The sequence below is a fragment of the Mesorhizobium sp. P2_A8 genome (assembly GCF_056404935.1).
In genome coordinates this window covers 723,199-750,187 of sequence record NZ_JBFUDB010000001.1, presented here as the reverse complement: position 1 = coordinate 750,187, position 26,989 = coordinate 723,199, and the positions used below count along the sequence as shown (strand labels likewise).

Here is a 26,989-nt window from a genome sequence, read left to right as displayed (position 1 = left end):
GAGCGTAGTTGCGGCGCGGGCGCGGCGATACGGGTCAAAGCGCACGGCCGACTGTGCATTTGCACAGTCCGCCAGACGGGATCAGGGATTGGGCGACACCTGTGCCAGCCAGGCGTCGAGCCGGTCCTGCTCGCGGCGCAGCGCGTCGATGTTGATCAGGCCGCGCGCCATGGCGAGATAGATCGCCCGCGTCCGCGAGTTGAACACGGAAGCATCACCGGCGCCGTCCTCCGCCGGCACGATGCCGAGCTTGTCATAGACATGCTTGATGCGGCTCTGCGCACCGCGGATCGACAGGCCGCGGCGTGCTGCAATGGCCCGGTCGGTCAGGCCGAGCGCGATGTCGATCAGGCTTTCATATTCACCGTCGGTGATGCCCTCGAACTTGTCCTGGACGCGGTGCTGGATGCCGCGGATCTCGCGGTCGATGATGCAATGGCCTTCGCGGAAAACGCCGCGCAGAGCCGAGCGCATACCCTCCTCCGTCGCCGATTTGAGCACATAGCCATAGACCGAGCCCGGCGGCACGATGCGTGCCACGCCGCGCACATAGGCCTCATCGGCGAAATTGGACCAGAACAGGATGTGGGTGCCGGCGCGGCGGTTCCAGATCGCCCTGGCAACCTCGATCCCGGTCGCCTTCGGCATCTGCAGGTCGAGCACGACATGCGGCGGCTCGCGCTCGGCCGCCAGATTGATGGCATCCTCGCCGTCGCTCGCCTCGATCACCTCGACGTCGCCGGGCCACAATTGCTCGACAGTGCGGCGCGCGAATGTGCGGTGCAGGCCGTCATTCTCGGCGATCATCACAAGCATTACATGGCCTCCGACACGGCGAGCTGACCCGGTCCCGTTGCAGCCGCCGTATCCGGCAAATCCCGGGACGGCTGGCGGTCAATCTCGACGACGACACGGGTGCCGCCGCTCTTGCGGCCGGCTTGCCCGATGCGCAGCCGCGCTCCGATCAGCGCGGCCCGCGTATGCATATGGCCAATGCCGCCATGGGCGGCCGGATCGACGGTGCCGCAACCCTGGCCGTCATCGGTGACGATCACCCGCAGCACGCTCGCGGTCGACGCCAGCAGCACATCGATGCGGCGTGGCGCGGCGTGGCGAACCGCATTGTTGATCGCTTCCTGGACGATCCGGTAGAGCGCGGTGCGGACAGGCTCCGACAGGCTGTCGGCGCTGCCGTCGCTGGTGTCGGCAATGCGCACGGCGATCGGCGGCTTGGATCTGGCGACGCTGCGATTGAGATGCGCCTCGACCGCGTCGCGCAGGCCGAACAGTTCGAGCACGCTCGGCCGCATGTCGTCGACGATGTGGCGCAGTTCCGTCAGGCAGCCGGCGACCTCCTGCTCGAGATCGGCAAGCTGCGCCGCCCGCGCCACGCCCTGGCCGCGCAAGGCCGAAAGCTGGCGCGCGATGCGGGCGAGGTCGGCAAGCGTCTGGTCGTGCAAGTCCATCGCCATACGCCGGCGTTCGCGTTCCATGCCTTCGGTCAGCTGCGAGGCGCCGACCCGCAACAGTTCGACGCGGTTGCGCGCCTCGCTCTCGGCCAGCATTGCGCGGCGCGCCTCCTCGGTCTGGATCAGCGCGAAGATATAGGGCGCGATCAGATCGGCGCATTGCTGGGCGACCGCGACATCGGCAAGCGTGTAGCAGCCGACCTCGTGCCGGCTGATGTTGAGGGCGCCGATGATGCCGCCGCGCGCCCTGAGCGGCACGACGATGCGGCTGCGCAGCCTGGCGGCGAAGATCGGTCCGTCGATGGCCGTGGCGAAATGGAAGCGCTGGTCACCCAGCGCATCATCGGCAAGCAGATAAGGCACCTCGCCCCACAGCACCGAGCGGATCGGGCTGACTTCGGTCGGCAGCGGATGCTGGGCAAGCTCGCTCCAGCTGGTGTGGAAGCCGGCTTCATAACAGGCATGCCTGCGCCCGTCATGCGACAGTACCGCCAGATCCATGTGATCGTGCGGAATCAGCGTGCCGATCTCGATGGCTGTCGCGCGGAACGCCGTGCCCGGATCGATATGGCCGGCAAGCGCCGCCGAAATCGCCAGCAACCGGTCGATCAGGACCAGGGACACCTCCGGCATGGCTTCGCGATCCTCCCGTGCCGGGAATAGTGGACGCAGGCCGGCGCCGCTGTCAACGACAGCTCCATTGACGGGTCCGATCAACTTGCGGTGCAATGATTGAAAAGGGTTCGCGTCCTGGTCTAGGGAAGGGGCCAGGAGACCGCAACAGAATGCCAGTGACGCCAACCGTTGCTCCGGGCGCCCCGGGAATTCCGGCTCGCTGGACGTCAAGCGCCAAGAGCGGCGTCGGAACGTCCTTTTCGCCAACCGGCCAGATCTGGTTCACGATCAGCCATGGCATCCTCAACGAGATCTACTATCCGCGCCTGGACAGTGCCTGCACGCGCGACCTCGGCCTGATCGTCACCGGCCACGACGGCTATTTCTCCGAAGAGAAGCGCGACGCCGTGCACGCCATTGAACCGTTCGAGGAGGGCGTACCCGCCTACAGGCTGGTCAACACGGCCGCCGACGGCGCCTATCGGATCGAGAAACGCATCCTCGCCGACCCGGCCCGGCCCACGCTGCTGCAGGAGATCACTTTCACGGCGCTCAAGGGCGCCGCCAGCGACTACCGCGTCTACGCCTTGCTGGCGCCGCATCTGGTCAATGCCGGCATGGGCAACACGGCCTGGGTTGGCGACCACAAGGGAAGGCCTGTTCTGTTCGCCGCGGGACGGGGCACCTGCCTGGCGCTGGCCTCGTCACTGCCCTGGCGAAGTTGCTCGGCCGGATATGTCGGCGTCTCCGACGGTTGGCAGCAACTCCACAACACCGGCGGGCTCGACCCAGCCTGCCAACGGGCCGAGGACGGCAATGTCGCGCTGACCGGCGAGATCGGCTTCTCCGCCGCCAAGACAAAGGCTCTGCTTGCGCTGGGCTTTGGCGCGACGCCCGACGAGGCGGCCGAAAATGCCTTCGCCAGCCTGAAGCGGGGTTTTGAACCCGCGGCGAAATCCTACGTCGAGACATGGCGCAAGTGGCAAAAGGGCCTGCTGCCGCTGGACCGGCATGGCGCATCCGGGATCAACTCCTATCGCGTCTCGACCGCGGTCCTGGCGACGCACCGGTCGATCGCCATACCTGGCGCTGCGGTCGCCAGCCTGTCGATCCCGTGGGGCTTCAACAAGGGCGACGACGACCTCGGCGGCTACCATCTGGTCTGGCCGCGCGATCTGGTCGAGACGGCCGGTGGTTTTCTCGCCGCCGGCGATGCTGCGTCAGCTCTGCAAATCCTCGACTATCTCCGCTCCATTCAGCAGCCCGATGGCCACTGGCCGCAGAACGCCTGGCTCAACGGGTCAGCCTATTGGCCCGGCATCCAGATGGACGAATGCGCTTTCCCGCTGCTGCTGGCCGACGCGTTGCACCGCGCAGGCCACCTGCCGCGCGCCAGGCTATCCGCCTTCCAGCCGATGATCGAGCGCGCCGCCAGCTATGTCGTGCGCAATGGACCCGTCACCGGCGAGGACCGCTGGGAGGAAGATGCCGGCTACAGCCCGTTCACGCTGGCCGTCGAGATCGCGGCCCTGCTTGCCGCGGCAGACCTGCTCGACGCCTGCGGCAGGCAGGACGCAGCGACCTATTTGCGCGAGACCGCTGATGTCTGGAACGACCAGGTCGAGCGCTGGACCTATGTCACCGGCACGGCACTCTGTGCGGGAAACGGCGTCGAGGGCTACTACGTCCGCATCGCGGCGCCCGACAGTGCTGAGGCCGGTTCGCCGAAGGACGGCTATGTGCCGATCAAGAACCGGCCGCCCGGCGACGCCGACCGGCCCGCCGAGGCAATCGTCAGCCCGGACGCGCTGGCGCTCGTCCGCTTCGGCCTGAGGGCCGCGGACGATCCGCGCTTCGTAGACACGGTCAAGGTCATCGATGCGCAATTGCGCTGCGACCTGCCGCAAGGGCCGCTCTGGTATCGCTACAATGGCGATGGCTATGGCGAGCACGTGGATGGCGCGCCCTTCGACGGCACCGGCCAGGGCCGGCCCTGGCCGCTGCTGGCCGGCGAACGCGCCCATTACGAGCTGGCGGCGGGACGCAAGGACAAGGCGGCCAGCCTGCTGGCGGCGCTCGAAGGCTCGGCCGGACCGGGCGGCCTGCTGCCCGAGCAGGTCTGGGACGGCGCCGACCTGGCCGAGCATGAACTGCTGCATGGCGGCCCCTCGGGCAGCGCCATGCCGCTGGTCTGGGCTCATTCGGAGCATATCAAGCTGTTGCGCTCGCTGCGTGACGGCGCGGTCTTCGACATGCCGCCGCAAGGCGTCAAGCGCTACATCGAGGACAAGACGGTATCGCCGTTCAGGACGTGGCGGTTCAACAACAAGATCCGCACGCTGCCGCCCGGCAAGACGCTGCGTGTCGAACTGCTGGCCCCGGCGACGATCCGCTGGAGCGCCGACAACTGGGCGACCATCGTCGACAGCCAGACAGAGGAGAACGCTTTCGGCATCCATCTCGCCGATCTGCCCACGGCCAGCCTCCCCTGCGGAAGCACGCTGATCTTCACTTTTTTCTGGTCCGGGACCGGCGATTGGGAGAATGTCGACTTCTCCGTCATATCAGGCGAGCAGGATAGTCAGTAGATCCTTCCTCGACAAACCCAGCAAATCTCTAGGAAACAGGGAAGAAACCATGCAGATCGGAATGATGGGACTGGGCCGGATGGGCGCCAACATGGTCCGGCGCCTGATGCGCGACGGCCACCAATGCGTCGTCTACGACATCAACCCCGCCAGCGTCGCCGCACTCGTTACCGACGGTGCGTCCGGAACCGCATCCCTGGCGGAATTCGTCAGCAAGCTGGCCAAGCCGCGCTGTGTGTGGCTGATGCTGCCGGCGGCGATCACCGGCAAGATCGTCGACCAGGTGGCAGCCCTGATGGAACCCGGCGACATCATCATCGACGGCGGCAATTCCTACTACCATGACGATGTCGACCGGGCGGCCAAGCTCAAGGACAAGGGCCTCAGCTATATCGATGTCGGCACCAGCGGCGGCGTATGGGGTCTCGATCGCGGCTACTGCCTGATGATTGGCGGGCCCGACGAAGCCGTCCAGCATCTCGATTCTATCTTCGCCACGCTGGCGCCCGGCGCCGATGCCGGCGCGCCTGCTCCCGACAGGGCCGCGGGCACGGCACCGTACGGCTATCTGCATTGCGGCCCGAGCGGTGCTGGCCATTTCGTCAAGATGATCCACAACGGCATCGAATACGGCGTCATGGCGGCCTATGCCGAGGGCATGAACATCCTCAAGGCCGGCAATGCCGGCAAGGTCAAGCGCGCCGCCGATGCCGAGACCAGCCCGTTGCAGAACCCCGAATACTACCAATTCGACATCGACCTCGCCAATGTCGCCGAGGTCTGGCGGCATGGCAGCGTCATCGGCTCCTGGCTGCTCGACCTGACTGCCGGCGCGCTCAAGTCCGACGCCTCGCTGGCGAGTTTCGGTGGCCGCGTCTCGGATTCCGGCGAAGGCCGCTGGACGCTGAAGGCCGCGATCGACACCGGCGTGCCGGCACCGGTGCTGTCCTCGGCCTTGTTCGACCGCTTCTCCTCGCAAGGCGAATCCGAATTCGCCGACAAGCTTCTGTCCGCCATGCGCTATGCCTTCGGCGGCCATGTCGAGAAGCCGAAGGCCGGCTCGTGACGGCGGCAAGGGAGACAGTTTGATGAGCCAGGAACGCTCGGACACGCTGGTGCTCTTCGGGGCCACCGGCGACCTCGCCCACAAGAAGATATTTCCAGCGCTTTACCAGATGGTCGCCAAGGGGACGCTCACCGAACCGGTGATCGGCGTCGCGTTCGATGCCTGGGACCTCAAGCAATTGCAGGCGCGTGCCCGCGACGGCATCGTCAGTGCGCTCGGCAAGATCGACGAAAAGGTGTTCGCCAAGTTCGCGTCCCTGCTGCGCTACGTCAGTGGCGACTACCGCGATCCGGCGACGTTCGAGAAACTGAAAACCGCGCTCGGCACGGCTCAGCGGCCGTTGCACTACATGGCGGTGCCACCGACGATGTTCGAGACCGTCGTCCAGGGGCTTGAGCAATCGGGCACGGCGCACGGCGCACGGCTGATGGTGGAAAAGCCCTTCGGCCACGATCTGCAATCGGCGCGCTGGCTGAACCGGGTGCTGCATCTTGTGTTCGACGAACAGTCGATCTTCCGCATCGATCACTATCTCGGCAAGGAAGCGATCCAGAACCTGCTCTATTTCCGCTTCGCCAATTCCTTCCTCGAGCCGATCTGGAACCGCAACTTCGTCGAGAGCGTGCAGATCACCATGGCCGAGGATTTCGGCGTCGAGGGGCGTGGCCGCTTCTATGACGATGTCGGCTGCATCAGGGACGTCATCGAGAACCACCTGCTCAACATCCTGTTGCTGCTTGCCATGGAGCCGCCTGTCGGCCGTTCGGCCGACGACCTGATCGACGAGAAGGTGCAGGTGCTGCGGGCGATCCGCACCTTGACGAAAGACGATGTCGTGCGCGGCCAGTTCACCGGTTATCTCGCGGAACCCGGCGTGGCGCCGAACTCACCGGTCGAGACCTTTGCGGCGGTGCGTTTCTTCGTCGACACCTGGCGTTGGCAGGATGTGCCGTTCTTCATCCGTGCCGGCAAGAACATGCCCGTGCATGTCACCGAGGTGGTGGTGCGACTGAAGCGGCCGCCACTCGACGTCTTCGACCCAATCAAGCCCGCCGACCAGAACTACGTCCGCTTCCGCATCGATCCGCAGGTGGTGATCGCCGTCGGCGCCCAGCGCAAGGCGCCGGGCGACGACATGATCGGCGAACAGGTCGAGCTGACGGCGCTCGACGACAGCAAGAGCGACATGCCGCCCTATGAGCGGCTGATCGGCGATGCCATGAACGGCAACGGCCAGCTGTTCACCCGCCAGGACGCCAGCGAACTGGCCTGGCGCATCGTCGGCCCGGTGCTCGGCGACACCACGCCTCCCCACCTATATGAGCCGCTCACATGGGGTCCGGCAGACGTGATGGCCGGGTTCGGGCCGCCCAACGGCTGGATCGATCCGGTAAAGTGAGTGGAGGTGACGCGATGGCCAAGGCGGTGAAACAACCAGCATCGAGCCCCGAGAAGATCGTGCTTTCGATCGATATCGGCGGCTCGCATGTCAAGATCCTCAGCAGTGCCGGCGGCGCGGAGCGCCGCGCCGACTCCGGACCTGGCCTGACGCCGCAGCAGATGATCGACGCCGTCAAGAAGCTTGCCGAGGGCCTGTCCTACGACGTCGTCTCCATGGGCTACCCCGGCCCGGTCAACCACAACAGGCCGCTCATCGACCCTGCCAATCTCGGCAAGGGTTGGGCCGGCTACGATTTCGCCGCGCAGTTCGGCAAGCCGGTGAAGGTGGTCAATGATGCGCTGATGCAGGCCATCGGCAGCTATGAGGGCGGTCGCATGCTGTTCGTCGGGCTGGGAACCGGCCTAGGCGCGGCAATGATCGTCGACAACGTCGCCCAGCCAATGGAACTAGCCCACCTTCCCTACAAGAACGGCAAGAGCTTCGAGGACTATGTCGGCGAACGCGGCCTGGAAAAACGCGGCAAGAAGAAATGGCGCAAATATGTCTTCGACGTCGTCGATCGGCTCCGCGCCGCCATGCAGCCTGACTATGTCGTCATTGGCGGCGGCAATGTCGACAAGCTCGATGAATTGCCCGTCGACAGCCGGCGCGGCGACAACACACGCGCCTTCGAAGGCGGATTTCGTCTGTGGCGCGACAAGGCGCTGATAGTCTGATATTGTTATTGTTTAATATAGTTGTTCAAAATAACGTGTGCCGCGGCATCAAGTCATTGCGCTGCGCAGATTTGCCGACTAGGAATTTCGCGCCACAATAACGCCGCCCGTCCCGTGGATGCACAAAGGACGCCGTAGCATTTTGATTTTGCGCATGACCTTTTCCGGGAATCGAATCCGATTTTCGGGTCATTCGCTCTAGACGGAGAGATAGATTGACCGACGATAGCAACAGCGCCCGTAAAGACATCGACCTGCTCGAGCTGACCGCTCACATCGTGTCCGCTTATGTCGAGAAGAACCGCTTGCCCGTTTCCGGTCTGGCCGATCTCATCGCCAGCGTCAGTGCTTCGATAAGCGGGCTCGGCCAGCCGGTGGTCCCGGTGGCGCCGCCGCTGGTCCCGGCGGTCAACCCCAAGAAATCGGTGACACCGGACTTCATCATCTGCCTCGAAGACGGCAAGAAGTTCAAATCGCTGAAGCGTCACCTCGGCGTGCATTTCGGCCTGACGCCGGATGCCTATCGCGCCAAATGGGGCTTGCCTTCGGACTATCCGATGGTCGCCCCCAATTATGCAGCCTCGCGTTCGCTGCTGGCGAAGTCGATCGGCCTCGGCCGCAAGGCCGCCCCGAAGCCGGTCGTCAAGGGCAGGAAGGCCAAGGCTCCGGCCTGAGGGAATTCCGCGCTGAGCCAATAGGCTGAGCCAATGGATTGATTGGAGCCTGCCGGCGAATCCGCCTTGGCAGGCTTCATGTTTTTGTGGCTTGGATGAATCGGACGGATTCTTTGGGGGGAAGCCATGAACTACACAAGGATGGTGATCGAGAAAGAGGCGCCGGAAGAATACGGCTACGACCGGATCCTCTACAATCTCTCCGAAAGCTCGATCGCCGACCAGAAACTCTCCGACATCGACCTGTCGCTGCCCGATCTCACGCTTTTCTATGGCGAGCATCGCGGCGACAAGGCGCTGCGCGCGCTGATCGCAATGCAGGACACCGGCGTTTCGCCTGACGATGTGCTGGTCACGGCCGGTGCCGCCGGCGCCCTGTTCATCATCTCGACTTCGCTTTTGTCGGCGAGCGATCATCTGGTGGTCATCAGGCCCAACTACGCCACCAACATCGAAACCCCAAGGGCGATCGGCTGTGCCATCAGCTTTGTCGACCTGGCCTTCGAGAAAGGCTTCGCCATCGATGTCGGCAAAGTCGCCGCGGCGATCCAGCCGAACACCAGGCTGATCAGCGTCACTTGTCCGCACAACCCGACCGGCACGATGATGGACCGAGCCGAACTCGACGCGCTGGTGGCGCTTGCCGAAAGCAGCAACTGCCATTTGCTGGTCGACGAGACCTATCGCGACCTCTCCTATGGCAAGCGCCTGCCGGCGGCTGCGTCCCTGAGCCCGAAGGCAATCAGCGTCTCGTCGCTGTCCAAGGCCTTCGGCATTCCCGGCATCCGCATCGGCTGGCTGATCACAAGGGATGCTGACCTTCAGGAAAAATTCCTCGCCGCCAAGGAGCAGATCGGCATCTGCGGCAGCGTCATCGACGAGGGTATTGCGCGTGGCATGCTGCAGCGCCGGGATGCGTTCCTGGCGACGCTGCTGCCGGAAATGGCCAGGCGCCGCGACATCGTCCAGGCTTGGATCGACCGCGAGCCGCTGGTCGACTGGGTGCGACCTGAAGGCGGCGTCGTCGGCTTCCCGCGCCTGAATGTCGATCCCGGCTTCGACCTCGACCGGTTCTATGTGAACCTGCTGGAAAACCATGGCACCTATGTCGGACCCGGCCACTGGTTCGAAATGGAGAAGCGCTTCTTCCGCGTCGGATTTGGCTGGCCGACGGAAGTTGAGTTAAGCGGCGGCCTCGACGCCATCTCAGCTGCGCTGCGGGAGTGACTTTCCCGGTGCGGCCGATGAAACAGGCTGAAAATTCCTTGATCCAGCACCGATTTTCGCGCACATCGCGCTGGGAAGTTTGTTAGAAGTTCCCTTGGCCGGAACAGCGCCCATCCGGGAAGTGCCCCGCCGGCTATCGCATCGGCCCGAAAATCGGTTCCGATTTTTGGAAAAGCACGATGCGACAACCAATCAGTGTTGGAGCGTACTTTGTGCGTCCAATTGGACGCACGTCGCTCCAATACCATCGCAACGGGGCCTCGATCCATGACTCCCGCCCAAACGTCGCCGGACCAGCGCTATGCCGCGTTCCGCCACCGCTCCTTCCTGAGCTATTGGGCGGCGCGTTTCCTCACCACATTCGCCACCATGATCGTGTCCGTCGCGGTCGGCTGGCAGATGTACGACCTGACCCGCGATCCCCTCGATCTCGGCCTGGTCGGCATCGTCCAGTTCCTGCCGTCGCTGTTGCTGGTGCTGGTCACCGGCGTCGTCGCCGACCGCTTCGGCCGCCGCTTGATCATGGCGCTGGCGGTGGTGGTGGAGGCGTTGTGCGCACTGGCGCTGCTATTTCTGACACTGCACGGCATCAGCGGACCGCTGCCGATCTTCGCCGTGCTCGCCATGTTCGGTGTCGCCCGCGCCTTCTTCGGCCCGGCCTCGGCCTCGCTGTTCGCCAATCTGGTGCCGCCGGAGGATTTCGCCAACGCCATAGCCTGGAATTCGTCGGCCTGGCAGACCGCGACCATCGTCGGCCCGGTCGCCGGCGGCCTGCTCTATGGCGTGTCGGCGGAAGTGGCCTATGGCACCGCCGCGGTGCTGATGCTGGCCTCCGGGCTGCTGATCTTCACCATCCCGAAGCCTTCGCAACGCACAGAGACCGAAAAGCCGACGCTGCAGAACCTGTTCGGTGGGTTCAGCTATATCTGGGGCGAGAAGATCGTGCTGGGCGCCATCTCGCTCGATCTGTTCGCGGTGCTTTTGTCGGGCGCCTCGGCGCTGCTGCCGATCTACGCACGCGACATCCTCCAGCTCGGCCCCTGGGGACTCGGCCTGCTGCGCTCGGCGCCGGGCGTCGGCGCCATCTGCGTCGCCATCTGGCTGGCCGGCCATCCGATCCGTAACCATGCGGGCATGATCATGCTCGGCTTCGTCGCGGCGTTCGGCGCCTTCACCGTGCTGTTCGGCCTGTCGACCATCACCTGGCTGTCGATCGTCGCACTCGCCTTCCTCGGCGCCACCGACATGTTCAGCGTCTACATCAGGGAGACCTTGATCCAGCTGTGGACGCCCGATCATGTGCGTGGCCGCGTCAATGCCGTCAACCAGGTCTTCGTCGGCGCCTCCAACGAAGTCGGCGAATTCCGCGCCGGCACGATGGCGGCACTGATCGGCACGGTCCCGGCCGTCGTGGTCGGCGGCATCGGCGCCATCGCCGTCGCCGGCCTGTGGATGGTGCTGTTCCCGCAACTGCGCAAGGTGCGCCACCTCAACGGGCGAAATTGAAGCAGTTCCAGGAAAAGTGTGAAGCGGTTTCGCGTTTCCGTGAAACGATGCCCGGCTCTGACCCCTATCGCACTGCCGGCTTGCCGAAAATCATCCGCAGGAACTCGTCCAGCCAGCGCTTGAGATGCATATCCCAGATCAGCCGGCCGCCGAGATGATCGCGGCCGGGCTGCGCGCCCGGCAATTCGAAGCGATGCGCGCCGCGCACCACCCAGCGCTGCATCATCACCCTGGTCAGCTCGCCGTGGAACTGGATGCCCCAGGCATTGTCGCCATAGCGGAAGGCCTGGTTGGGGTAGGTCTCGGCCGTCGCCAGCAGCGTCGCATCCCTGGGCAGCGAAAAGCCCTCGCGATGGAACTGATAGACCATCTCCGGCCAGTGCATCAGTTTCTTGCCGGCTTCGGTCGCCTTCAGCGGATACCAGCCAATCTCGACCAGCCCTTCGCCGTGACCCTCGACCTTGCCGCCAAGATGGTTGACCAGCATCTGCGCGCCAAGGCAGATGCCGAGGAACGGCCGGTTCTCCCTCAGCGGTATTTCCAGCCAGCTGGTCTCGCGGCGGACGAACTCGTCCTCATCATTGGCGCTCATCGGCCCACCGAACACCACCGTGCCGGCGTGGCCGTCCAGCGTTTCCGGCAAGGTATCGCCAAGCGGCGGCCGGCGGATGTCGAGCTCGAAGCCCTCTTCCATGAGCATGTGGCCGACGCGTCCGGGGCTCGAATTCTCCTGATGCAGCACGATCAGGATCTTTGGCTTCGAACTCGTTTGGCGCGGCATGGGCAGGCGAAATCCCGTCTATTCGTCGCTCGATGTTCCGGTGGCATTGGGCGCGTGCGCCGCCGCCTTGCGGCGCGCCTCGACGCGATCGCGGCGTTCGACGCCGATCAGTTCGGCGACGCGCCAGACTGTGTTGTCCTCCAGTTCGTGCAGCTCTCCATCGGCATAGACGATCTCCCACATCAGGCCGATGAAGGCCTTGCGTGCGTCGGCGTCGAGGTGGCGCTTCAAGACGCTGGTGAAGGCATAGAGATCGATCGCTTCATTGTCGGCCCGCTCGCCGGCGGCGACGAGCGCTTCGAGTTCGGCGCCGCTGATCGAGTAGCTCTCGGCCAGCACCGCCTTGAACCGCTCCCACTCGACATCCTGGCGCACCCCATCGGCATTCATGACGTGATAGAGGAGCGCCGAAGCCGCTATGCGCGGATCATCGGTGCTGGTATGCGCGCCGGCGGCGGCCGGCAAATCCCTGAGAAACGACAGAACGCGTTCAAACATAGATCCATTCCCCAACGGCCAGACGGCCGGCCCAAATCAAAACAGCCGGAACCGGCGCGGCGATTTTTCCGCTTCCTCGTCCGGATCGACGCCGGGGTCGTCCGGCAGCCGCGCATGCTCCTCGGCCGGCTCGACGGCTTCCGCGTCAGTCGGCACCGCGGCGAAGGCCGCCGCCGTTACCGGTCGGACATCATCCTCGTGGCGCTCGGCGTCCTTGCCCGCGGGCGCGCCTTGGCCAGTGTCATCGATCACTTCGAGGGGCCTCTCGCTCGCCGGCTTTGCCAGCGCTTCGATGACCGGCACGGCGACGGCCGGGGCATCGTCATGGCTGTCGATCAGCTGGCCAAGCCGCTCCATCGGTGCGCGCCATTCGAAGGCGTCGAGCCGGCCGGTGATCGGTGACACCGGCGCCCAGCGCTCGGAAACGACGCCATCGGCGACCCAGGCCGGATCGCGCGGCGCCCGCACCGCCCTCGACAGCAGCTGCCGCACCTTGCCCTGGTCGCCGGTCTCGGCCTCCTCGATGTCGGCCAGCAGCAGATAGGCGCCCTCACGGCGGTCCATCCGGATCGCGGCCTCGGCCTCACGGCGCGCGGTCGAAAAATCGAGCGCGTCGAGCGCCGCACGCGCCACCGTCATCGACGACTCGGCGTGGTTCTTCTTCATCTCCTGCAGCTTCTTCGCCCGGTTGAGGCGGTCGAGCACGGCGTCACCCGGCCGTGCATGGGTGTAGAGTTCGGCGATCTCCGGATGCGGCTCGGCCTTCCACGCCGCCTCGAGGATTTTTGAGCCCTTGCGCACATCGTTCTGCTTGAACAGCGCTGCCGCGGCAGCGACGGCGGCGGGCGCGAAGTCCGGCTGCAGCCGATTGGCCTCGATCGCCGCGGTTCTGGCGGCAGCGGGATCGCTATCGCCAAGTGCCTGTGCCTTGGCCGTCAACAGCACGGCGCGGCGGCGGTTGGCGGCGTCGCGCTCGATCTGCCGTGTCGACTTCTGCGCGTCGACCAGTTTCAGCGCGCCGTCCCAGTCGCCGCGCGCGGTCAATTCTTCCAGCGTCGATTCGGCCGCCCAGGCCAGTTGCGGCGCCATCACGGCCGCGCGCCCGGCATAGTGCCGGGCGGCGTTGCGGTCGCCGAGCCGTTCGGCTTCCAGATAAAGCCCGCGCAGGCCGAGCAGCCGCATTTCGGGATCGTCGAGCATGCTCTCGAATTTCTGCCGCGCGCCTTCATGATCGCCTTCGAGCAGCGACGCCTGCGCCTCGAGCAGATGGATCAGCGGCTCCTGGTCGGAGCGGATCAGCTTGGCCGCTTCCTTGGTCTTCTTGCGGGCCAGCGCGCCGTCGCCGGCGCCCGCCGCGATCATGCCGGTCGACAGCGCCTGATAGCCACGGTCGCGGCGGCGCACGCGGAAATAGCGCGAGATGGTGTAGGGGCTGTTCCACAGCGACTTGACCAGCCACCACAGGATCATCACCGCGGCGACGACGGCAACCACGGCCACCGCCGCCACCATCAGGCTGACTTGGTACTGGTAGCCGTTGAACGTGACGACCATGTCGCCCGGCCGGTCGGCCAGCCAAGCAAAGCCCAGCCCGAGCGCGAAAACGACGAAGAGGAAGGCCAACAGGCGGATCATGGTGTTGCCCTCATGCCTTCATCGCGCCGGAGATCAGCGCGTCGACCTGGGTTTCGACCTCAATGCGTGCTTTCAGTTTGCCGGCAAAGTCGGCACCGGCGGCCTTCACCGCTTCCGGCAGCGTATCATATTCGCTGAGCGCCTTGGCATAGTCGCCCTGTTTGACCGCCACCTCCATGCGCGCGACGGTTTCCGGCGCACCGGCACCTTCGACGGCACCGATCGGCCGGACCTTGACCAGCGATTCCGCGCTCGACAAAAGGTTCTGCAGGAAGCCGGCATTCTCATCGACGGGCGTCGCCGCGGCGACCATGGCATTGGCGGCGGTATCCGCCTGCGATGCGATCTCGGTGCGGGTCGGCACGCCTTTTTCGGCATAGGCGCGCAGCGTCGTGAGCTGCGGCGCGTCCGGCGAAATCGCGGCAAAGGTTTCGAGCTCGGCAGAGAACGGCGCGCCACGCTCGAGCGCCGCCTTGAGCGCCGACGCGGCGATGGCCAGAGCGATCTTCGGCTGTCCTGCCGCCGCCTCGACCTTGCCAGAAAGCTGCGAGACCGACTGCTCCAGTGCGGTGAGCCGGCCATCCTGCGCCGTCGTCGCCTCGCCGGCCGACTTCACCAGGGCGTCTAGAGCAGCCAGTTTTTCGTTGAGCGGGCCGAGATCGACCGGCGCCGTGCCGCCAGCCTTGCCGAGGGCGGCGACCGCCGTTTCGATCTGCTTGACCTTGTCGCCAAGCGCCGCGAGCCCGGCGTTGTCGCCAGCTCCACCGGATTCGACCGCCGATTTCAGCGCCGCAACGTCCGTCTTGACCTGATCGAGCGCCGCCGACAGCCCATCCACCTTGGCCGACGCGTCGGAGTTGCCGCCCGTCTCTTTCAAGCCGGTGATTTCGCTCTTCAGCGCGGCGATCTCGCTGTTGACGCCGTCGAGCGAGGTGCCGGAACCGGATCCCGGCGCGCCGAGCAGGCCAGCAAACTGCAGCCCACCGGCGCCGACCAGCGCGATGACACCGCCAATGATGCCGGCGGCGACGCCGTTCAGGCCGCCACGTTTTGCCGGAGGTGTTGGGGCCACTCTTTCGTCCCGTGTCTCGGTTCTTGCCTTGCTTTCGTCGGCCTGGGCGCGCTTGGCCAATGCATCCTCGAAATTGTAGTCGAAGGCTCTGGTTTTACTGGCCGGCGCATCGGACGGTCCGGGATAGGAGGATTCAGCTTCGGTGCCATCCTTGGCTGCCGTTGCTGCTGGCTGCTCCGAATCGGCCTGGGCGTCGGCATGCTCCCAGGGCTCGAGATCGGTCTGGTCGGCATGCACCGGCTCCGAGGGAACCTCGGCTTGCGAGGCGCCCTCCACTGGGGCTTCTTCGGCGCCAGCCTTTGGCTTGGCGGCATCCTCGTCGACGACGCGCGAGATGGCGCCGGGCTCGAGATCGATGGTCACCGGCTCGCGGCGGCTTTTCGAGTGTCGCATCTTCGGCGTCTTGACCATGCCTGGGCTCCGCACAATTCGCTTCGTCTCAACGCCTGGCGGCGCATGATGGTTCAGAAAGGGTCTAGCACATCACCAAGCGGTGAAAAGGGGCGGTGTGATGACGCGGCTCAGAGCCGCGCCTGCAAAAGTGCCAACAGCGCTTCCTCATCCGGCTGTGCGGCAACGCGGATTCTTTCCTCGGCGGCATCGTCGAGGGCTGCCGCGATGCGCGCGGAAAGAGCGAAAAACCTTGCTTTTTCAAAGAGTTTTTGCAGAGCGGGCCGGCCGGATAGGGCCCGCATCGCGGCGGCGGCCTTGGCCGAATAGAGCAGCACCACATCCGCGGGCTGGCCGGACAGACGCTCGAGGATGGCTTCGTCCGAATAACCCACCGCTAGCGTGTCGTATGTCTCGACGGCATGGACCTGAACGCCTGCCGTCTTGAGCTCTTGTTCGAACACCGGAAACCGCACGCGTCCACAGAGATAGACGATGGCATTCCCGGAGAAATAACTGGCAAGACTGTCGGCAAGCGCTTCGGCATTGCCCGGACCGTCACTGACGGACAAAAAACCGGCTTCGCGCGCGGCTTCCGCCGTCCTTTTGCCGACGGCATGGCAGGGCAGACCGGCAAGCGTTGCGATGACCCCTCTTGGAGCATGGCGCACGGCGTTGGTGCTGGTAACGGCAACGGCGATGGCATCGCCTGGAAGCAGTTTGGCATCGACCGGCAAAGTCGCCGTTTCGGTCAATGGCAGAAGGATCGCCTGAAACCCTATGTCCTGAAGCCGCTGCGCAGTACGGGAAGCACCCGGTTCCGGTCTCGTCACCAGGACGCGAAGCATTTCAGAGCCAGCCGTCGAAGAACTTTTCACCGGCCTTGGCGCGCACCGTCAAGGCGGCTTCATGGCCGATACGGGCGGCATCCTGTGCCGATCCCTGCAGTTCGACCGTGTGCGACTGCGTGCCGTCAGGCGAAATGATCAGCCCGGCGAAAGACAGTATTCCGGCCACGATCGCCGCATAGCCGGCAATCGGCGTGCGGCAGGAGCCATCGAGTGCCGCAAGAAAGGCGCGTTCGCAGGCGAGCGCCTGGCCGGTCGGCACATCATGGATGGCAACCAGCATCTTTTCGACATCGCGATCGCCAATGCGGGTCTCGATGCCGATCGCGCCTTGTCCTGGTGCCGGTGGGAAGCTGTCGAGCGGCATCAGGTCGGTGACGACATGCTCAAGCCCGAGCCGCTTCAGCCCGGCATAGGCGAGGATGGTGCCGGCGGCGACACCTTCGTCCAGCTTGCGCAGGCGCGTCTGCACATTGCCGCGAAACATCACCAAGTCGAGATCCGGCCGCATCCGGCGGATCAGCGCCTGCCGCCGCAGCGACGACGAGCCCACCTTCGCTCCGCGCGGCAGTTCGGCAATGCCCATCTTCGCCCCGCGCGGCAGCGCGGCAATGGTCTTCGCCGCCTTGCCGACAAAGGCGTCACGCGCATCCTCGCGCGGCAGGAACGCGCTGAGTTCGAGACCGTTGGGCAGTTGCGTCGGCATGTCCTTCGAAGAATGCACGGCGATGTCGATCCCGCCCGCCAGCAGCGCCTCCTCGATCTCCTTGGTGAACAGGCCCTTGCCGCCGGCTTCCGACAGCGGCCGGTCCTGGATGCGATCGCCGCTGGTCGAGATGACGACGATCTCGAACGCCTCCGCCGGCATGCTGTGCGCGGCCATCAGCCGCGCCTGGGTTTCATGCGCCTGGGCCAGCGCCAAGGGGCTGCCGCGTGTTCCGATTCTCAAGATTGTTTGCATGGCATGCAGTCCGTGATAACCCCCGGCCAGCGAGGTTTTTCCGGGCTTCCTCCTAAAGCGGAAAGCCCTGACATACAATCTATTGGGACAGCGACGAATTGATCCGCGTTCTAGGCATCGAGACGAGTTGTGACGAGACCGCCGCCAGCGTCGTGGCGCTGGACGGCGATGGCGCGCCAAGAATCCTGTCAAACATCGTGCTCAGCCAGATCGAGGAACATGCCGCATTCGGCGGCGTCGTGCCGGAGATCGCCGCGCGCGCCCATGTCGAGGCGCTGGACGGCATCGTCGAGGCGGCCCTTGCCGATTCGGGCACAGAACTTGCAGATATCGATGCGATTGCCGCCACTGCCGGCCCCGGTCTGGTCGGCGGCCTGATTGTCGGGTTGATGACCGCCAAGGCGATCGCCGCGGCGGCGAACAAGCCGCTGATCGCCATCAACCACCTCGAAGGCCATGCCTTGACCGCCCGGCTGACCGACGGGCTCGATTTTCCCTATCTGTTGCTCCTGGTCTCCGGCGGCCACACACAGATCCTCGCGGTGCGCGGCGTCGGCGACTATCAGCGCTGGGCAACCACCATCGACGACGCGCTCGGCGAGGCCTTCGACAAGACGGCCAAGATGCTCGGCCTTCCCTATCCCGGTGGACCGAATGTCGAAAATGCGGCCCAAACCGGCGACGCGTCGCGCTTTGCCTTTCCGCGTCCGATGAAGGGCTCGGCCCAGCCCGACTTCTCCTTTTCCGGCCTCAAGACCGCCGTGCGCCAGGCCGCAACCGCCATTGCTCCGCTGAGCGACCAGGATGTCGCCGACATCTGCGCCTCATTCCAGGCGGCGGTGGCCGATGCGCTGGCCGACCGTGTCGCGCGCGCGCTGGCGCGCTTTGGTGAAACATTTCCCGGCACCAAAAATCCGGCGCTGGTGGTGGCGGGCGGTGTCGCCGCCAACCGCACCATCAAGGCAACGCTGGAGCGGCAGTGCGCGGAGGCCGGTTTCGCCTTTGTCGCGCCGCCGCTCAAACTTTGCACCGACAATGCGGCGATGATCGCCTGGGCCGGCATCGAACGGTTGCGTGAAGGCATGGCGCAGGAGAACGGCTTCGACTTCGTGCCGCGCTCGCGCTGGCCGCTGGACAGCATCTCGACGCCGATGGTCGGCTCCGGCCGGCGCGGAGCCAAGGCATGACTGATCGGGACATGAGCGGCCAGGAAAAAAGCGGCTGGCGCGTCAGCGTGCTGGGCGGCGGCGCCTGGGGCACGGCACTGGCACTGGCCATGCTGCGCGCCGGCCATTCGGTGCGGCTGTTCGCGCGCGACCCGGACACCGTCGCCGCGATCGGCCGGGGCCAGAACCCGCGCTATCTGCCCGGCATCGCCATCGCGACCGGCATCGAGGCGACGAGCGACATTAAGGCAGCCCTCGCTGGGGCCGATTGCGTGCTGGCAGTGACGCCGGCGCAATCGCTGCGGGCAACCCTGGCGGTCGCCAAAGTCCACATGCCTGCCGGCGTCCCGCTTGTTCTCTGCGCCAAGGGCATCGAGCGCGACACCGGCGCCTTGCTGTCGGCGATTGTCGAGGAGATTCTGCCGCGAAATCCGGTCGCCGCTCTGTCGGGTCCGAGCTTCGCCACCGATGTCGCCCGCGGCCTGCCGACAGCGGTGGTGGTCGCCGCCCGCGACGAGGCCCTGGCCGCAGACCTCGCCGCCCGCTTTTCGGCGGAGAATCTGCGCTGCTATTCGAGTGACGACCTGATCGGCGTTGAGATCGGCGGCGCCTTGAAGAACGTCTTCGCCATTGCCGCCGGCGCGGTCACCGGCGCCGGGCTCGGCGCCAGCGCCCAGGCCGCCATGGTGACGCGCGGCTTTGTCGAACTGCGGCGCATCGGCGCCGCTTTCGGCGCCCGGCCGGAAACGCTGATGGGGCTTTCCGGCCTTGGTGACCTGCTGCTCACCTGCTCATCGACCCAGTCGCGCAATTTCGCCTATGGGCTGGCGCTCGGGCAAGGCAAGCCGCTTGCCGGATTACCGCTGGCCGAGGGTGTGCCGACGGCCGCCATCGCCGCCCGCATCGCCACCGAGCGCGACATCGATGCGCCGATCATCGCCGCCGTCGCAGCCATACTGGACGGCAGCATCACCATCCGGCAGGCTGTGACGGCGTTGATGACCCGGCCGCTGAAGACCGAAACCAACGATTGATCCCCAAGACAGTGATCCCAAGACCAGGAGAACGACCATGCTGTTTGCGCTGATTTGCAAGGACAAACCCGGAAGCCTGCAGGTGCGCCTCGACACGCGGCCCGAGCATGTCGCCTTTCTCGAAGGGTTGAATGGCGACAAGAAACTGGCTTTCGCCGGTCCGTTCCTTGACGCTGAAGGCAAGCCCAATGGCAGCCTCGTGGTCGTCGAGGCGCCGGATTTGGCCGGTGCACAGGCCCTTTCGGCCGCCGACCCTTACGCCAAGGCTGGGCTGTTCGAAAGCGTCGAAATCCGCCAGTGGAACTGGACGTTCAACAAGCCGGCGGCTAGTTAAATCCTGGTCGCTGGCGAGCGAGCGCAAGGAGGAGCAAAAGCATGAACTACTGGCTGTTCAAATCCGAACCCTCGGTCTTCTCCTTCGAGGCGCTGAAGGCGAAGGGCAAGGCCGGCACGCAATGGGATGGCGTGCGCAACTATGCCGCGCGCAACAACATGAAGGCGATGCAGATCGGCGATCTCGGCTTCTTCTACCATTCCAATGAGGGGCTGAACGTGGTTGGCATTGCCGAAGTCTGCGCGCTTGCCCATCCCGACACCACATCGGACGATCCACGCTGGGAATGCGTCGACATCCGCGCTTTCAAGGATGTGCCGAACCCGCCGACGCTGGAACAGGTCAAGGCCAATCCGAAGCTTGCCGAAATGGCGCTGGTGCGGCTCGGGCGGCTTTCCGTGCAGCCGGTAACGCCGGCCGAATGGAAGGAAGTCTGCCGCATGGGCGGCTTGACACCCGCTCCGTGACGGCGCTGACGCCGGACAGCGCGAAACAATTCATCCTCGACAACACGGCGCTGATGGCGCCGCCGCATGTGCCGGAGATTGCGCTTCATCTTGCCGACGAGGCGCACGATTTGTGGCAGCGGACCGAGGACGAGCTGGTCGAGATCGGCCTGCCGCCACCCTTCTGGGCCTTTGCCTGGGCCGGCGGCCAGGGCCTTGCCCGCTATGTCATCGACAATCCCGACGCGGTGCGGGGAAAGCGTGTGCTTGATTTCGCTTCCGGCTCAGGCCTTGTCGCCATCGCCGCCGCCAAGGCAGGTGCTGCCGAGGTGATCGCCACTGACATCGATCCGTTCTGCGTGACCGCGATCCGTCTCAATGCGCAAGCCAACGGCGTCGGGATCGAATTCCTCGGTACGGATTGCATCGGCACCGATGCGGGCTGGGACGTGATCCTGGCCGGCGATGTTTTCTACGACAAATCCTTCGCCGACCGGCTAATGCCATGGTTTGCAACGCTGAAGGCGCGCGGCGCGGATATCCTCGTCGGCGATCCCGGCCGGTCGTATATGCCGAAGGCAGGCTTGGAACCACTAGCGGTCTATGAAGTGGCGGTCACGAGGGCACTGGAGGATTCGCTGGTCAAGCGCACCACCGTCTGGCGGTTTGCTTGACGCCATCGCCGAACAGGCGTTCCATCAAATCCGCATCGGAGGGGGCTATTCATGGATTTTGAAGCGGTGAACTGGCTGGCGGTGATCGCCGCCGCCGTCGTGGCATGGTTGTTCGGCGCCGCCTGGTACATGGGCCTGAGCAAGCCGTGGCTGAAGGCCGCCAAGCTTGATCCGGCAACAATGAAAAAGTCGCCGCTGCCCTTCGTCATCAGCTTCATTGCCGAACTGGTCATGGCCTACACAATGGCCCTGGTCGTCGGCGCGATGACCGGCGGCGAGCCGACATGGCTGGCCGGACTTGTCTTCGGTTTCGTGCTTTGGCTGGGCTTCGTCGCCACGACGCTTTCGGTCAACCATCGCTATGAGAATTTCGGCTGGGACCTGACCCTCATCGACGGCGGCCACTGGCTCGGCGTGCTGCTGATCATCGGTGCGGTGATCGGCTGGTTCGGTGCGACAGCAAGCTGAGACGGTGCTTTGATGCTGGCAGACGATTCCGGATTTCCCCGCGAACTGGTGTTCACCCGGGTCTGCCATGTCAAACAGGGCTACGAGGACCGGCGCCGGCACATCGTCAGCGAGTTCGAGCGGCGCGGAGTGCCCGTTTACTTCTACACCGAATGGGACCAGGCGGACGTCACCCCGGAGATTCGCGATGAATTGATCGCCCCCGGCTTTGTCCACCCGGCAGGCGTCTCGCTGTCGCTGAAGCACGTCGGCATCTGGCGCGACTTCCTCGAGACCGACCTGCCCTATTGCCTGGTTTTCGAGGACGACGTGTTCCTGGCCCGCGACTTTAACGCCAAGTTCCGGCAAGGGCTGGCCGAATTCGGTGATCCCTTACGCAAGGCCGTCATTTCTCTCGGCAATGGCGGCAACTACTACACGCCGAGCTGGAAATTGCGCAAAGGCCGCAGGCTCTACCCGGCACGGCATGGCAGATGCACCGATTCCTATCTCATCACGCGTCCGGTCGCCGAAGCCCGCTGCGCCTGGGTCGCCCAGAACCGGATATCCAAAGTGATCGATCACCAGATCGAACAGATGGACGACGAACTGGGAATTGAAATGCTGTGGTTCGAACGGCCGATTGCCGAACAAGGAACCCACAACGGAACGTTCCAGACGTCCATTGGCGGGAAAAACTATCCGCTTCTCTACAGGCGTCTGAAATGGAACTGGGAAAAATACACCCGGATGATCCTCGGCCACAAAGCCCGGTAAACGGTTAAGTGGTCTGCGTCCTGGCGACCTCCTCGAGAATCCATTCGCGAAAGGCGACGATGCGCGGGTCGTCGGCACTGCTCTCCGGATAGACGAGGAAATAGGCGAACTCGGCCCCCACCCGCAGGCCGAGCTCAAAAGGCTGCACCAGCCTGCCCTCGGAGAGGTCGTTTGCCACCATGGCGAAGTCGGCGAGCGCGACGGCATTGCCCTCGATCGCCGCCTGAACGGCGTCGGTGGAGTTCCTGAACACGATGGTCCGGCTGTCGTCGAAATCGTTGATGCCGGCCGCCGCCATCCACATCCGCCAGTTCGGCCATGTCACGCCCTGTCGCGCCCATTCGATATGGGCAAGCGTGTGATTGAAGAGATCGCGGGGCTCGCGCAGCGGCGGACCGGAGGTCAGCAGGCCCGGGCTGCACACCGGAATGATGATGTTGTCGAACAGGCGATGGGCGCGAAGGCCCGGGTACTTCCCGACGCCGAACCGGATGCCGACATCGACGTCGTCGAGGTCGAAATCCCGCACTTCGTAGGCGATGTCGAACCTGAGCTCGATATTGGGCTGACGCCGGCGAAAATCGTCGACGCGCCGCATCAGCCATTTTGACGCGAACTGCGCGTCGAGCGTCACCTTCAGCAGTGCGGTGCCGCGCGTCAGCTTGCGCGCCCGCGACACGGCCCGGCCAAGCAGGTCGAGCGCATCGATCGAGGCCTCGAACAGCACCGTGCCAGCCGCCGTCAGCCGAATGGTGCGGCTGGTGCGGGTGAACAGCACGATGCCCAGCTGATCCTCGATTTCCTTGATCTGATGGCTGACCGCGGCCGGCGTCAGACCGAGCTCGTCTGCGGCACGGGTGAAGTTGAGGTGCCGGGCGGCGGCTTCCAGCGTCCTCAGCGCTCTGGTTCCAGGCAGCAAGCGGGACATGATATCCTCAAATAAAACTTGATGATCTCGAAAGAACTACTCGTTTCTCATTTAATTTTCAATGCAGCATGATGTTTTCATCGAAACACCATCAAGCCGGATTTGATATCTGGAGAAACCGAGCACATCATGTCCGTCACCGTTTTAAACCCACCCGCGCCCTCGCCGGTCTGGCTTCGCGCGGTGCTTGACTGGCTTCGTCATGCCAGGGTCGCCGTACGCCTCGCACACCAAGATGTCGCCCACCAGGACGTCGAGGATCTCTCCGATCGCCAGTTGCGCGACATCGGCGCCGAGCGCCGTGACGTCGCCCGCGCAATGGACAGGGAGCTTGGCCGGTTGGGCCTGCTCGACATCGGCTGGCAGCCGCCGCGCCGACCGAACCATTGATACGCTCGAAGGGCTGTTGAGAATCAGGCATTACCTGAATATCAACAGTCCTTACCGCACCACCTTCATCACGGTCCTGTCCGACAACAACGGCAGCAGCCGTGCCATCGTTTGCGCCGTCACCGCCACGCACCCTTGCGTCGGGGTGAAGCCAGGGCGCGCAAGATGGAAGAAGATGGCGCTGCCACGCCCACGCCGGCGTGGCGCCAGGTTCCAGTCGAGCACCAGGCAGGCGTCATAGAGCCGGTCGTCGCGCCGCATGCGTTCGTGGCTGGCGCCGTAGGGAATCGTGACCGGCCTGTTATAGTTGCGGTCGCCAGGCACTTCGCACCAGCCCAGATCAGGCCCGATCGGCGTCATCGCCAGACGGGTCCTGCGGCCGCTGGAGAACTGATCTCCCCGGAAATAGCCCGACAGGATTCGCATGTGGCCAAGCGGCGTGGCGCCGTCGCCTTCGCGCTTGTCGGCCGAGATGCCGCCCCGTCCCAAGGCACAGGCAAACACCGTTCTGCCGGCCTGCAGCAGGCCCTGGCTTGGGTTGCCGGGCCTTGCCCGCACGGTCAGCACGCGCAGCCCTTTTCGCAAAATTGCGCCGGCTGCATTGCGATCGCGTTTTTTCTTGTATGATCGTGCCACGGAACAAATCACTGTGATCGGCTGTTGTGTCGGTCAGCTTCCGCATAAACAGGCAGCGGTCAACTGAATTTTCTTTTCAAAACAACGGATTGATCCATGACTTCACGCACCATTCTAATCGTCGACGACGATGACGACCTGCGCGGCACACTGGTCGAGCAATTGTCCCTCTACGAGGAATTCGACGTGCTGCAGGAAGCGACTGCGGCAAAAGGCGTAGCCACGGCGCGCGGAGGCCTCATCGATCTGCTCATCATGGATGTCGGCTTGCCCGACATGGATGGCCGCGAAGCGGTAAAGATCCTGCGCAAGGGCGGCTACAAGGCGCCCATCATCATGCTGACCGGGCACGACACCGATTCCGATACCATCCTTGGTCTCGAAGCCGGCGCCAACGACTATGTGACGAAGCCGTTCCGCTTCGCCGTTCTGCTGGCGCGCATCCGTGCCCAACTGCGCCAGCATGAACAGAGCGAAGACGCCACCTTCTCGGTCGGGCCTTACACCTTCAAGCCGAGCCAGAAACTGCTGATCGACCCGCGCGGCGGCAAGGTACGGCTGACGGAGAAGGAGGCCTCGATCATCAAGTATCTCTATCGCGCCGACCAGAAGGTGGTGACGCGCGACGTGCTGCTCGAGGAGGTATGGGGCTACAATTCCGGCGTCACCACGCACACGCTGGAAACCCATGTCTACCGGCTGCGCCAGAAGATCGAGCGCGATCCTTCCAATGCGGAAATTCTTGTGACAGAAAGCGGCGGCTACAAGCTGGTTCCTTAAACATTTCATTATCCAATGAGCGATCGGGCGGGGCCGCTTTCGGGGTACGATCCAGTTGGAGGGGGTTTTGGATCGTACCGCAGAGGAGGGACTGGACTGACCGTTCGGGGACACAGCTAGATGGCGCTGGATGACGACATCCGCATCCTGTCCGCCGTGAGGCTCTTCGAGGGCTTCACGCAGGAACAGTTGCGCCTGCTCGCCTTCGGCGCCGAAAACACCGTGCTGCTTGCCAACCACAAGCTTTACCGCGAGGACGACGAGGCCGATTCCGCCTATATCGTGGTCAGCGGGCGCATTGTGCTCTATCGAGAGCAGAATGGCGAACGCATCCCGATAGGCACGGCCGGCCCCGGCACGATCCTGAGCGAACTGGCATTGATCGCCGACACCAACCGGCTGACCAGCGCCTCGGCCGAAATCGATTCGGAAGTGATACGGCTCAGCCGCAAGATGTTCCGCCGCATTCTGGAAGAATACCCGGAAATCGCTGTCAACCTGCACAAGCGCATCTCCGAGGAATTTCAGGCGATGATCCGCCGCATCGAGGAACTGGCGCCACGCTTCTCCGGCTGATGCATGTCGCCCAAAGTGCTTAGCGGTTTTGGGAGAACGACATGCTTGAAGACAAGACCTAAAGCGCGACGTGTTGGTCATCTCGCCCTGCCAACACCTGAGGGACGAGGTTCCGTTGACAGGCAAGGAGTGAAATCCTACAGAACCTCGACGGCGGGCGGCATAGCAGGCACCGCCACCACCAAGCTCCTTGGGGGGAGCGGCATGCTGCCAGCTCGCTACGAGACGATTATCCTGTATTCCCGGAACGACGCGTTCGGCGATGGATTGATCCGAGTCCCGGCTTTGCGGGCCGCCAGAACGGCATTTCCCGACAGTTTCATCGTATACGGAACCACCGGGGCATCGACCCTCGAACATGTGCTCAATCGCCATGTTAACCACCTGGTCGATGCCATCAATGTACGCACACCGCTGGCGCATATGGTGGCCAGCCACCGCAAGGGCAAGGAGCGGGTGGCCGTTGTCGATTTCCGCATCGTGGCGCCTTGGCTGATTCAGACCTGGGCCTCGCTGCTCGGACGCGGGATCGCCTATGAAGCGAACTTTCCGGCCTTCGCTCTGTCCTGGCCTCCCGGCCGAAAACCCGAAGCACGCCCCGAGCACAATGCATGGCGCTGCCATCGCCTTGTCGAGCGTCTTGCGGGGAGACGGTTGCCTTTCGATCATCGGCTGGAGCCCACCCCGGCCGCACGGGCGGCGGCCACGCGCCTGGCCGGCGGCAGGCATGGTCCATTGATCGTCATTGCGGCGCATGGCGATGGCGACAAACGAATGACAGCGGATCAAATTGTCGCGATATCCGACAGTATGATCACCGACGGGGCAAATCTTATCTATGTGAAAACGCCCGGTGATGGCCCCGACGTGGCTGAACTGGTTCAGCGCGTGCCGAAGTTGCAACTTGTCGATTCCGGCACGGTGGAGGATGTCGACGTCAGCGATATTCTGCTGGCGCTTGGAGAACTTGCCGATCTCTACATTGGCGCCGAAGGCGGTACGGCACATCTCATGGCCACGGTGATGACGCCGACGGTTATCGTCAGCGGCGGCGCCAACATGCGCCGTTGGCGGCCACTTTCAAACAACGTGGACGTGGTTGAGGCACGCCATGCAAGTCCAGCCGGCCTGGTCGCCAATGTTCCGGCGCCGAAAATCATCGAAGCGGCTGAACGCATGTTGTCGACGCGCCGCCGCGACCATCCCTATTTGCTGGATGGCGCTGACAAGGCAGGATGCCTGCCTGCGCAGCAGTCTTTGGACAACAACAAGCACACAGACGAAGACTTGAAACGCGCCGTTTGAACTGCCTGGTCGCGACGCAGATTTGACGGCGATCCCAGGAAGGCTTCA

The 26,989-nt window shown here is 64.4% G+C and carries 28 protein-coding genes; 18 read left to right on the top strand and 10 right to left on the bottom strand.

All coding sequences use genetic code 11. The annotated features are described in order from the left end of the window. Nucleotides 1–81: 81 nt before the first annotated feature. A complete protein-coding gene (locus AC1D10_RS03675; protein ID WP_477268948.1) occupies nucleotides 82–816 on the bottom strand; it encodes a response regulator in 735 nt (244 codons plus the stop codon). Then, entirely contained in the window at nucleotides 816–2,102 is a 1,287-nt protein-coding gene (locus AC1D10_RS03670; protein WP_477268947.1) for a sensor histidine kinase, read from the bottom strand. Before AC1D10_RS03670 ends, AC1D10_RS03675 begins: the two co-directional genes overlap by 1 nt. Nucleotides 2,103–2,254: 152 nt before the next feature. Between AC1D10_RS03670 and AC1D10_RS03665 the strand changes: the two genes are divergently transcribed. The 7 genes from AC1D10_RS03665 (at nucleotide 2,255) to AC1D10_RS03635 (ending at nucleotide 11,263) form a co-directional block, all read left to right on the top strand. After that, nucleotides 2,255–4,672, top strand: coding sequence for a glucan 1,4-alpha-glucosidase (locus tag AC1D10_RS03665; protein WP_477268946.1), 2,418 nt, complete (start codon nucleotides 2,255–2,257; stop codon nucleotides 4,670–4,672). A gap of 49 nt (nucleotides 4,673–4,721) precedes the next feature. Next, a complete protein-coding gene (gnd, locus tag AC1D10_RS03660; protein ID WP_477268945.1) occupies nucleotides 4,722–5,738 on the top strand; it encodes a phosphogluconate dehydrogenase (NAD(+)-dependent, decarboxylating) in 1,017 nt (338 codons plus the stop codon). Nucleotides 5,739–5,760: 22 nt separating this feature from the next. Next, on the top strand, nucleotides 5,761–7,137 hold the full coding sequence (zwf, locus tag AC1D10_RS03655) for a glucose-6-phosphate dehydrogenase (RefSeq protein WP_477268944.1): 1,377 nt from the start codon (nucleotides 5,761–5,763) through the stop codon (nucleotides 7,135–7,137). Nucleotides 7,138–7,151: 14 nt separating this feature from the next. After that, a complete protein-coding gene (locus AC1D10_RS03650) occupies nucleotides 7,152–7,856 on the top strand; it encodes an ROK family protein (RefSeq protein WP_477268943.1) in 705 nt (234 codons plus the stop codon). Between the two features lie 215 nt (nucleotides 7,857–8,071). Beyond that, nucleotides 8,072–8,530, top strand: a complete 459-nt coding sequence (locus AC1D10_RS03645) for a Ros/MucR family transcriptional regulator (protein ID WP_477268942.1) — start codon at nucleotides 8,072–8,074, stop codon at nucleotides 8,528–8,530. A 126-nt stretch (nucleotides 8,531–8,656) separates the two neighbouring features. Beyond that, nucleotides 8,657–9,757: an aminotransferase class I/II-fold pyridoxal phosphate-dependent enzyme gene (locus AC1D10_RS03640; protein WP_477268941.1), complete on the top strand. Its 1,101-nt coding sequence runs from the start codon at nucleotides 8,657–8,659 to the stop codon at nucleotides 9,755–9,757. 267 nt (nucleotides 9,758–10,024) lie between these two features. Further along, the gene (locus AC1D10_RS03635) at nucleotides 10,025–11,263 is read left to right on the top strand and encodes an MFS transporter (protein WP_477268940.1); all 1,239 of its coding nucleotides are present in this window, start codon (nucleotides 10,025–10,027) and stop codon (nucleotides 11,261–11,263) included. A gap of 64 nt (nucleotides 11,264–11,327) precedes the next feature. Here the strand turns inward: AC1D10_RS03635 and AC1D10_RS03630 are convergent, their stop codons facing one another. The 6 genes from AC1D10_RS03630 to hemC all read right to left on the bottom strand — a co-directional run bounded on the left by AC1D10_RS03630 (nucleotide 11,328) and on the right by hemC (nucleotide 17,448). Next, a complete protein-coding gene (locus tag AC1D10_RS03630) occupies nucleotides 11,328–12,044 on the bottom strand; it encodes a glutamine amidotransferase (RefSeq protein ID WP_477268939.1) in 717 nt (238 codons plus the stop codon). An 18-nt stretch (nucleotides 12,045–12,062) separates the two neighbouring features. Next, complete coding sequence (locus AC1D10_RS03625; RefSeq protein WP_477268938.1) at nucleotides 12,063–12,542, bottom strand: tellurite resistance TerB family protein; 480 nt, start codon at nucleotides 12,540–12,542, stop codon at nucleotides 12,063–12,065. A 36-nt stretch (nucleotides 12,543–12,578) separates the two neighbouring features. Beyond that, the gene (locus AC1D10_RS03620; RefSeq protein WP_477268937.1) at nucleotides 12,579–14,177 is read right to left on the bottom strand and encodes a heme biosynthesis HemY N-terminal domain-containing protein; all 1,599 of its coding nucleotides are present in this window, start codon (nucleotides 14,175–14,177) and stop codon (nucleotides 12,579–12,581) included. Nucleotides 14,178–14,187: 10 nt separating this feature from the next. Continuing rightward, nucleotides 14,188–15,660: a COG4223 family protein gene (locus AC1D10_RS03615; RefSeq protein WP_477268936.1), complete on the bottom strand. Its 1,473-nt coding sequence runs from the start codon at nucleotides 15,658–15,660 to the stop codon at nucleotides 14,188–14,190. 110 nt (nucleotides 15,661–15,770) lie between these two features. Then, nucleotides 15,771–16,487 (bottom strand): uroporphyrinogen-III synthase, encoded by a 717-nt coding sequence (locus AC1D10_RS03610; protein WP_477268935.1) that lies wholly within the window; start codon nucleotides 16,485–16,487, stop codon nucleotides 15,771–15,773. A 1-nt stretch (nucleotide 16,488) separates the two neighbouring features. Then, entirely contained in the window at nucleotides 16,489–17,448 is a 960-nt protein-coding gene (gene hemC / locus AC1D10_RS03605; protein WP_477268934.1) for a hydroxymethylbilane synthase, read from the bottom strand. Between the two features lie 101 nt (nucleotides 17,449–17,549). Between hemC and tsaD the strand changes: the two genes are divergently transcribed. From tsaD to AC1D10_RS03570, 7 genes are read left to right on the top strand one after another with little or no spacing between them, the layout of a single operon-like run. After that, a complete protein-coding gene (gene tsaD, locus AC1D10_RS03600; protein ID WP_477269832.1) occupies nucleotides 17,550–18,635 on the top strand; it encodes a tRNA (adenosine(37)-N6)-threonylcarbamoyltransferase complex transferase subunit TsaD in 1,086 nt (361 codons plus the stop codon). Further along, complete coding sequence (locus AC1D10_RS03595) at nucleotides 18,632–19,648, top strand: NAD(P)H-dependent glycerol-3-phosphate dehydrogenase (protein ID WP_477268933.1); 1,017 nt, start codon at nucleotides 18,632–18,634, stop codon at nucleotides 19,646–19,648. The genes tsaD and AC1D10_RS03595 overlap by 4 nt, the downstream gene beginning before the upstream one ends. Before the next feature lie 37 nt (nucleotides 19,649–19,685). Continuing rightward, nucleotides 19,686–19,982, top strand: a complete 297-nt coding sequence (locus AC1D10_RS03590) for a YciI-like protein (RefSeq protein WP_379094626.1) — start codon at nucleotides 19,686–19,688, stop codon at nucleotides 19,980–19,982. A 41-nt stretch (nucleotides 19,983–20,023) separates the two neighbouring features. Next, nucleotides 20,024–20,449, top strand: a complete 426-nt coding sequence (locus AC1D10_RS03585) for an EVE domain-containing protein (protein WP_256751992.1) — start codon at nucleotides 20,024–20,026, stop codon at nucleotides 20,447–20,449. 53 nt (nucleotides 20,450–20,502) lie between these two features. Beyond that, nucleotides 20,503–21,102, top strand: a complete 600-nt coding sequence (locus tag AC1D10_RS03580) for a class I SAM-dependent methyltransferase (protein ID WP_477269830.1) — start codon at nucleotides 20,503–20,505, stop codon at nucleotides 21,100–21,102. Nucleotides 21,103–21,153: 51 nt separating this feature from the next. Further along, the gene (locus AC1D10_RS03575; protein WP_477268932.1) at nucleotides 21,154–21,570 is read left to right on the top strand and encodes a DUF1761 domain-containing protein; all 417 of its coding nucleotides are present in this window, start codon (nucleotides 21,154–21,156) and stop codon (nucleotides 21,568–21,570) included. Nucleotides 21,571–21,582: 12 nt separating this feature from the next. Beyond that, nucleotides 21,583–22,326 carry a glycosyltransferase family 25 protein gene (locus AC1D10_RS03570; protein ID WP_477268931.1) on the top strand — a complete coding sequence of 248 codons (744 nt, stop codon included), beginning with the start codon at nucleotides 21,583–21,585 and terminating at the stop codon, nucleotides 22,324–22,326. Between the two features lie 4 nt (nucleotides 22,327–22,330). On the opposite strand, the gene gcvA is transcribed toward AC1D10_RS03570, so the two are convergent. Then, the gene (gene gcvA, locus AC1D10_RS03565; protein WP_477268930.1) at nucleotides 22,331–23,254 is read right to left on the bottom strand and encodes a transcriptional regulator GcvA; all 924 of its coding nucleotides are present in this window, start codon (nucleotides 23,252–23,254) and stop codon (nucleotides 22,331–22,333) included. A gap of 129 nt (nucleotides 23,255–23,383) precedes the next feature. Here gcvA and AC1D10_RS03560 point away from each other — a divergent pair, with 129 nt between their 5' ends. Then, nucleotides 23,384–23,644: a hypothetical protein gene (locus AC1D10_RS03560; RefSeq protein ID WP_477268929.1), complete on the top strand. Its 261-nt coding sequence runs from the start codon at nucleotides 23,384–23,386 to the stop codon at nucleotides 23,642–23,644. Between the two features lie 51 nt (nucleotides 23,645–23,695). On the opposite strand, the gene AC1D10_RS03555 is transcribed toward AC1D10_RS03560, so the two are convergent. Next, a complete protein-coding gene (locus AC1D10_RS03555) occupies nucleotides 23,696–24,232 on the bottom strand; it encodes a L,D-transpeptidase family protein (protein WP_477269828.1) in 537 nt (178 codons plus the stop codon). Between the two features lie 144 nt (nucleotides 24,233–24,376). Here AC1D10_RS03555 and AC1D10_RS03550 point away from each other — a divergent pair, with 144 nt between their 5' ends. The 3 genes from AC1D10_RS03550 to AC1D10_RS03540 all read left to right on the top strand — a co-directional run bounded on the left by AC1D10_RS03550 (nucleotide 24,377) and on the right by AC1D10_RS03540 (nucleotide 26,941). Further along, a complete protein-coding gene (locus tag AC1D10_RS03550) occupies nucleotides 24,377–25,060 on the top strand; it encodes a response regulator transcription factor (protein WP_477268928.1) in 684 nt (227 codons plus the stop codon). A gap of 120 nt (nucleotides 25,061–25,180) precedes the next feature. Next, nucleotides 25,181–25,636 carry a Crp/Fnr family transcriptional regulator gene (locus AC1D10_RS03545; RefSeq protein ID WP_477268927.1) on the top strand — a complete coding sequence of 152 codons (456 nt, stop codon included), beginning with the start codon at nucleotides 25,181–25,183 and terminating at the stop codon, nucleotides 25,634–25,636. Nucleotides 25,637–25,765: 129 nt separating this feature from the next. Continuing rightward, the gene (locus tag AC1D10_RS03540) at nucleotides 25,766–26,941 is read left to right on the top strand and encodes a glycosyltransferase family 9 protein (RefSeq protein WP_477268926.1); all 1,176 of its coding nucleotides are present in this window, start codon (nucleotides 25,766–25,768) and stop codon (nucleotides 26,939–26,941) included. The last annotated feature ends 48 nt before the right edge of the window (nucleotides 26,942–26,989 follow it).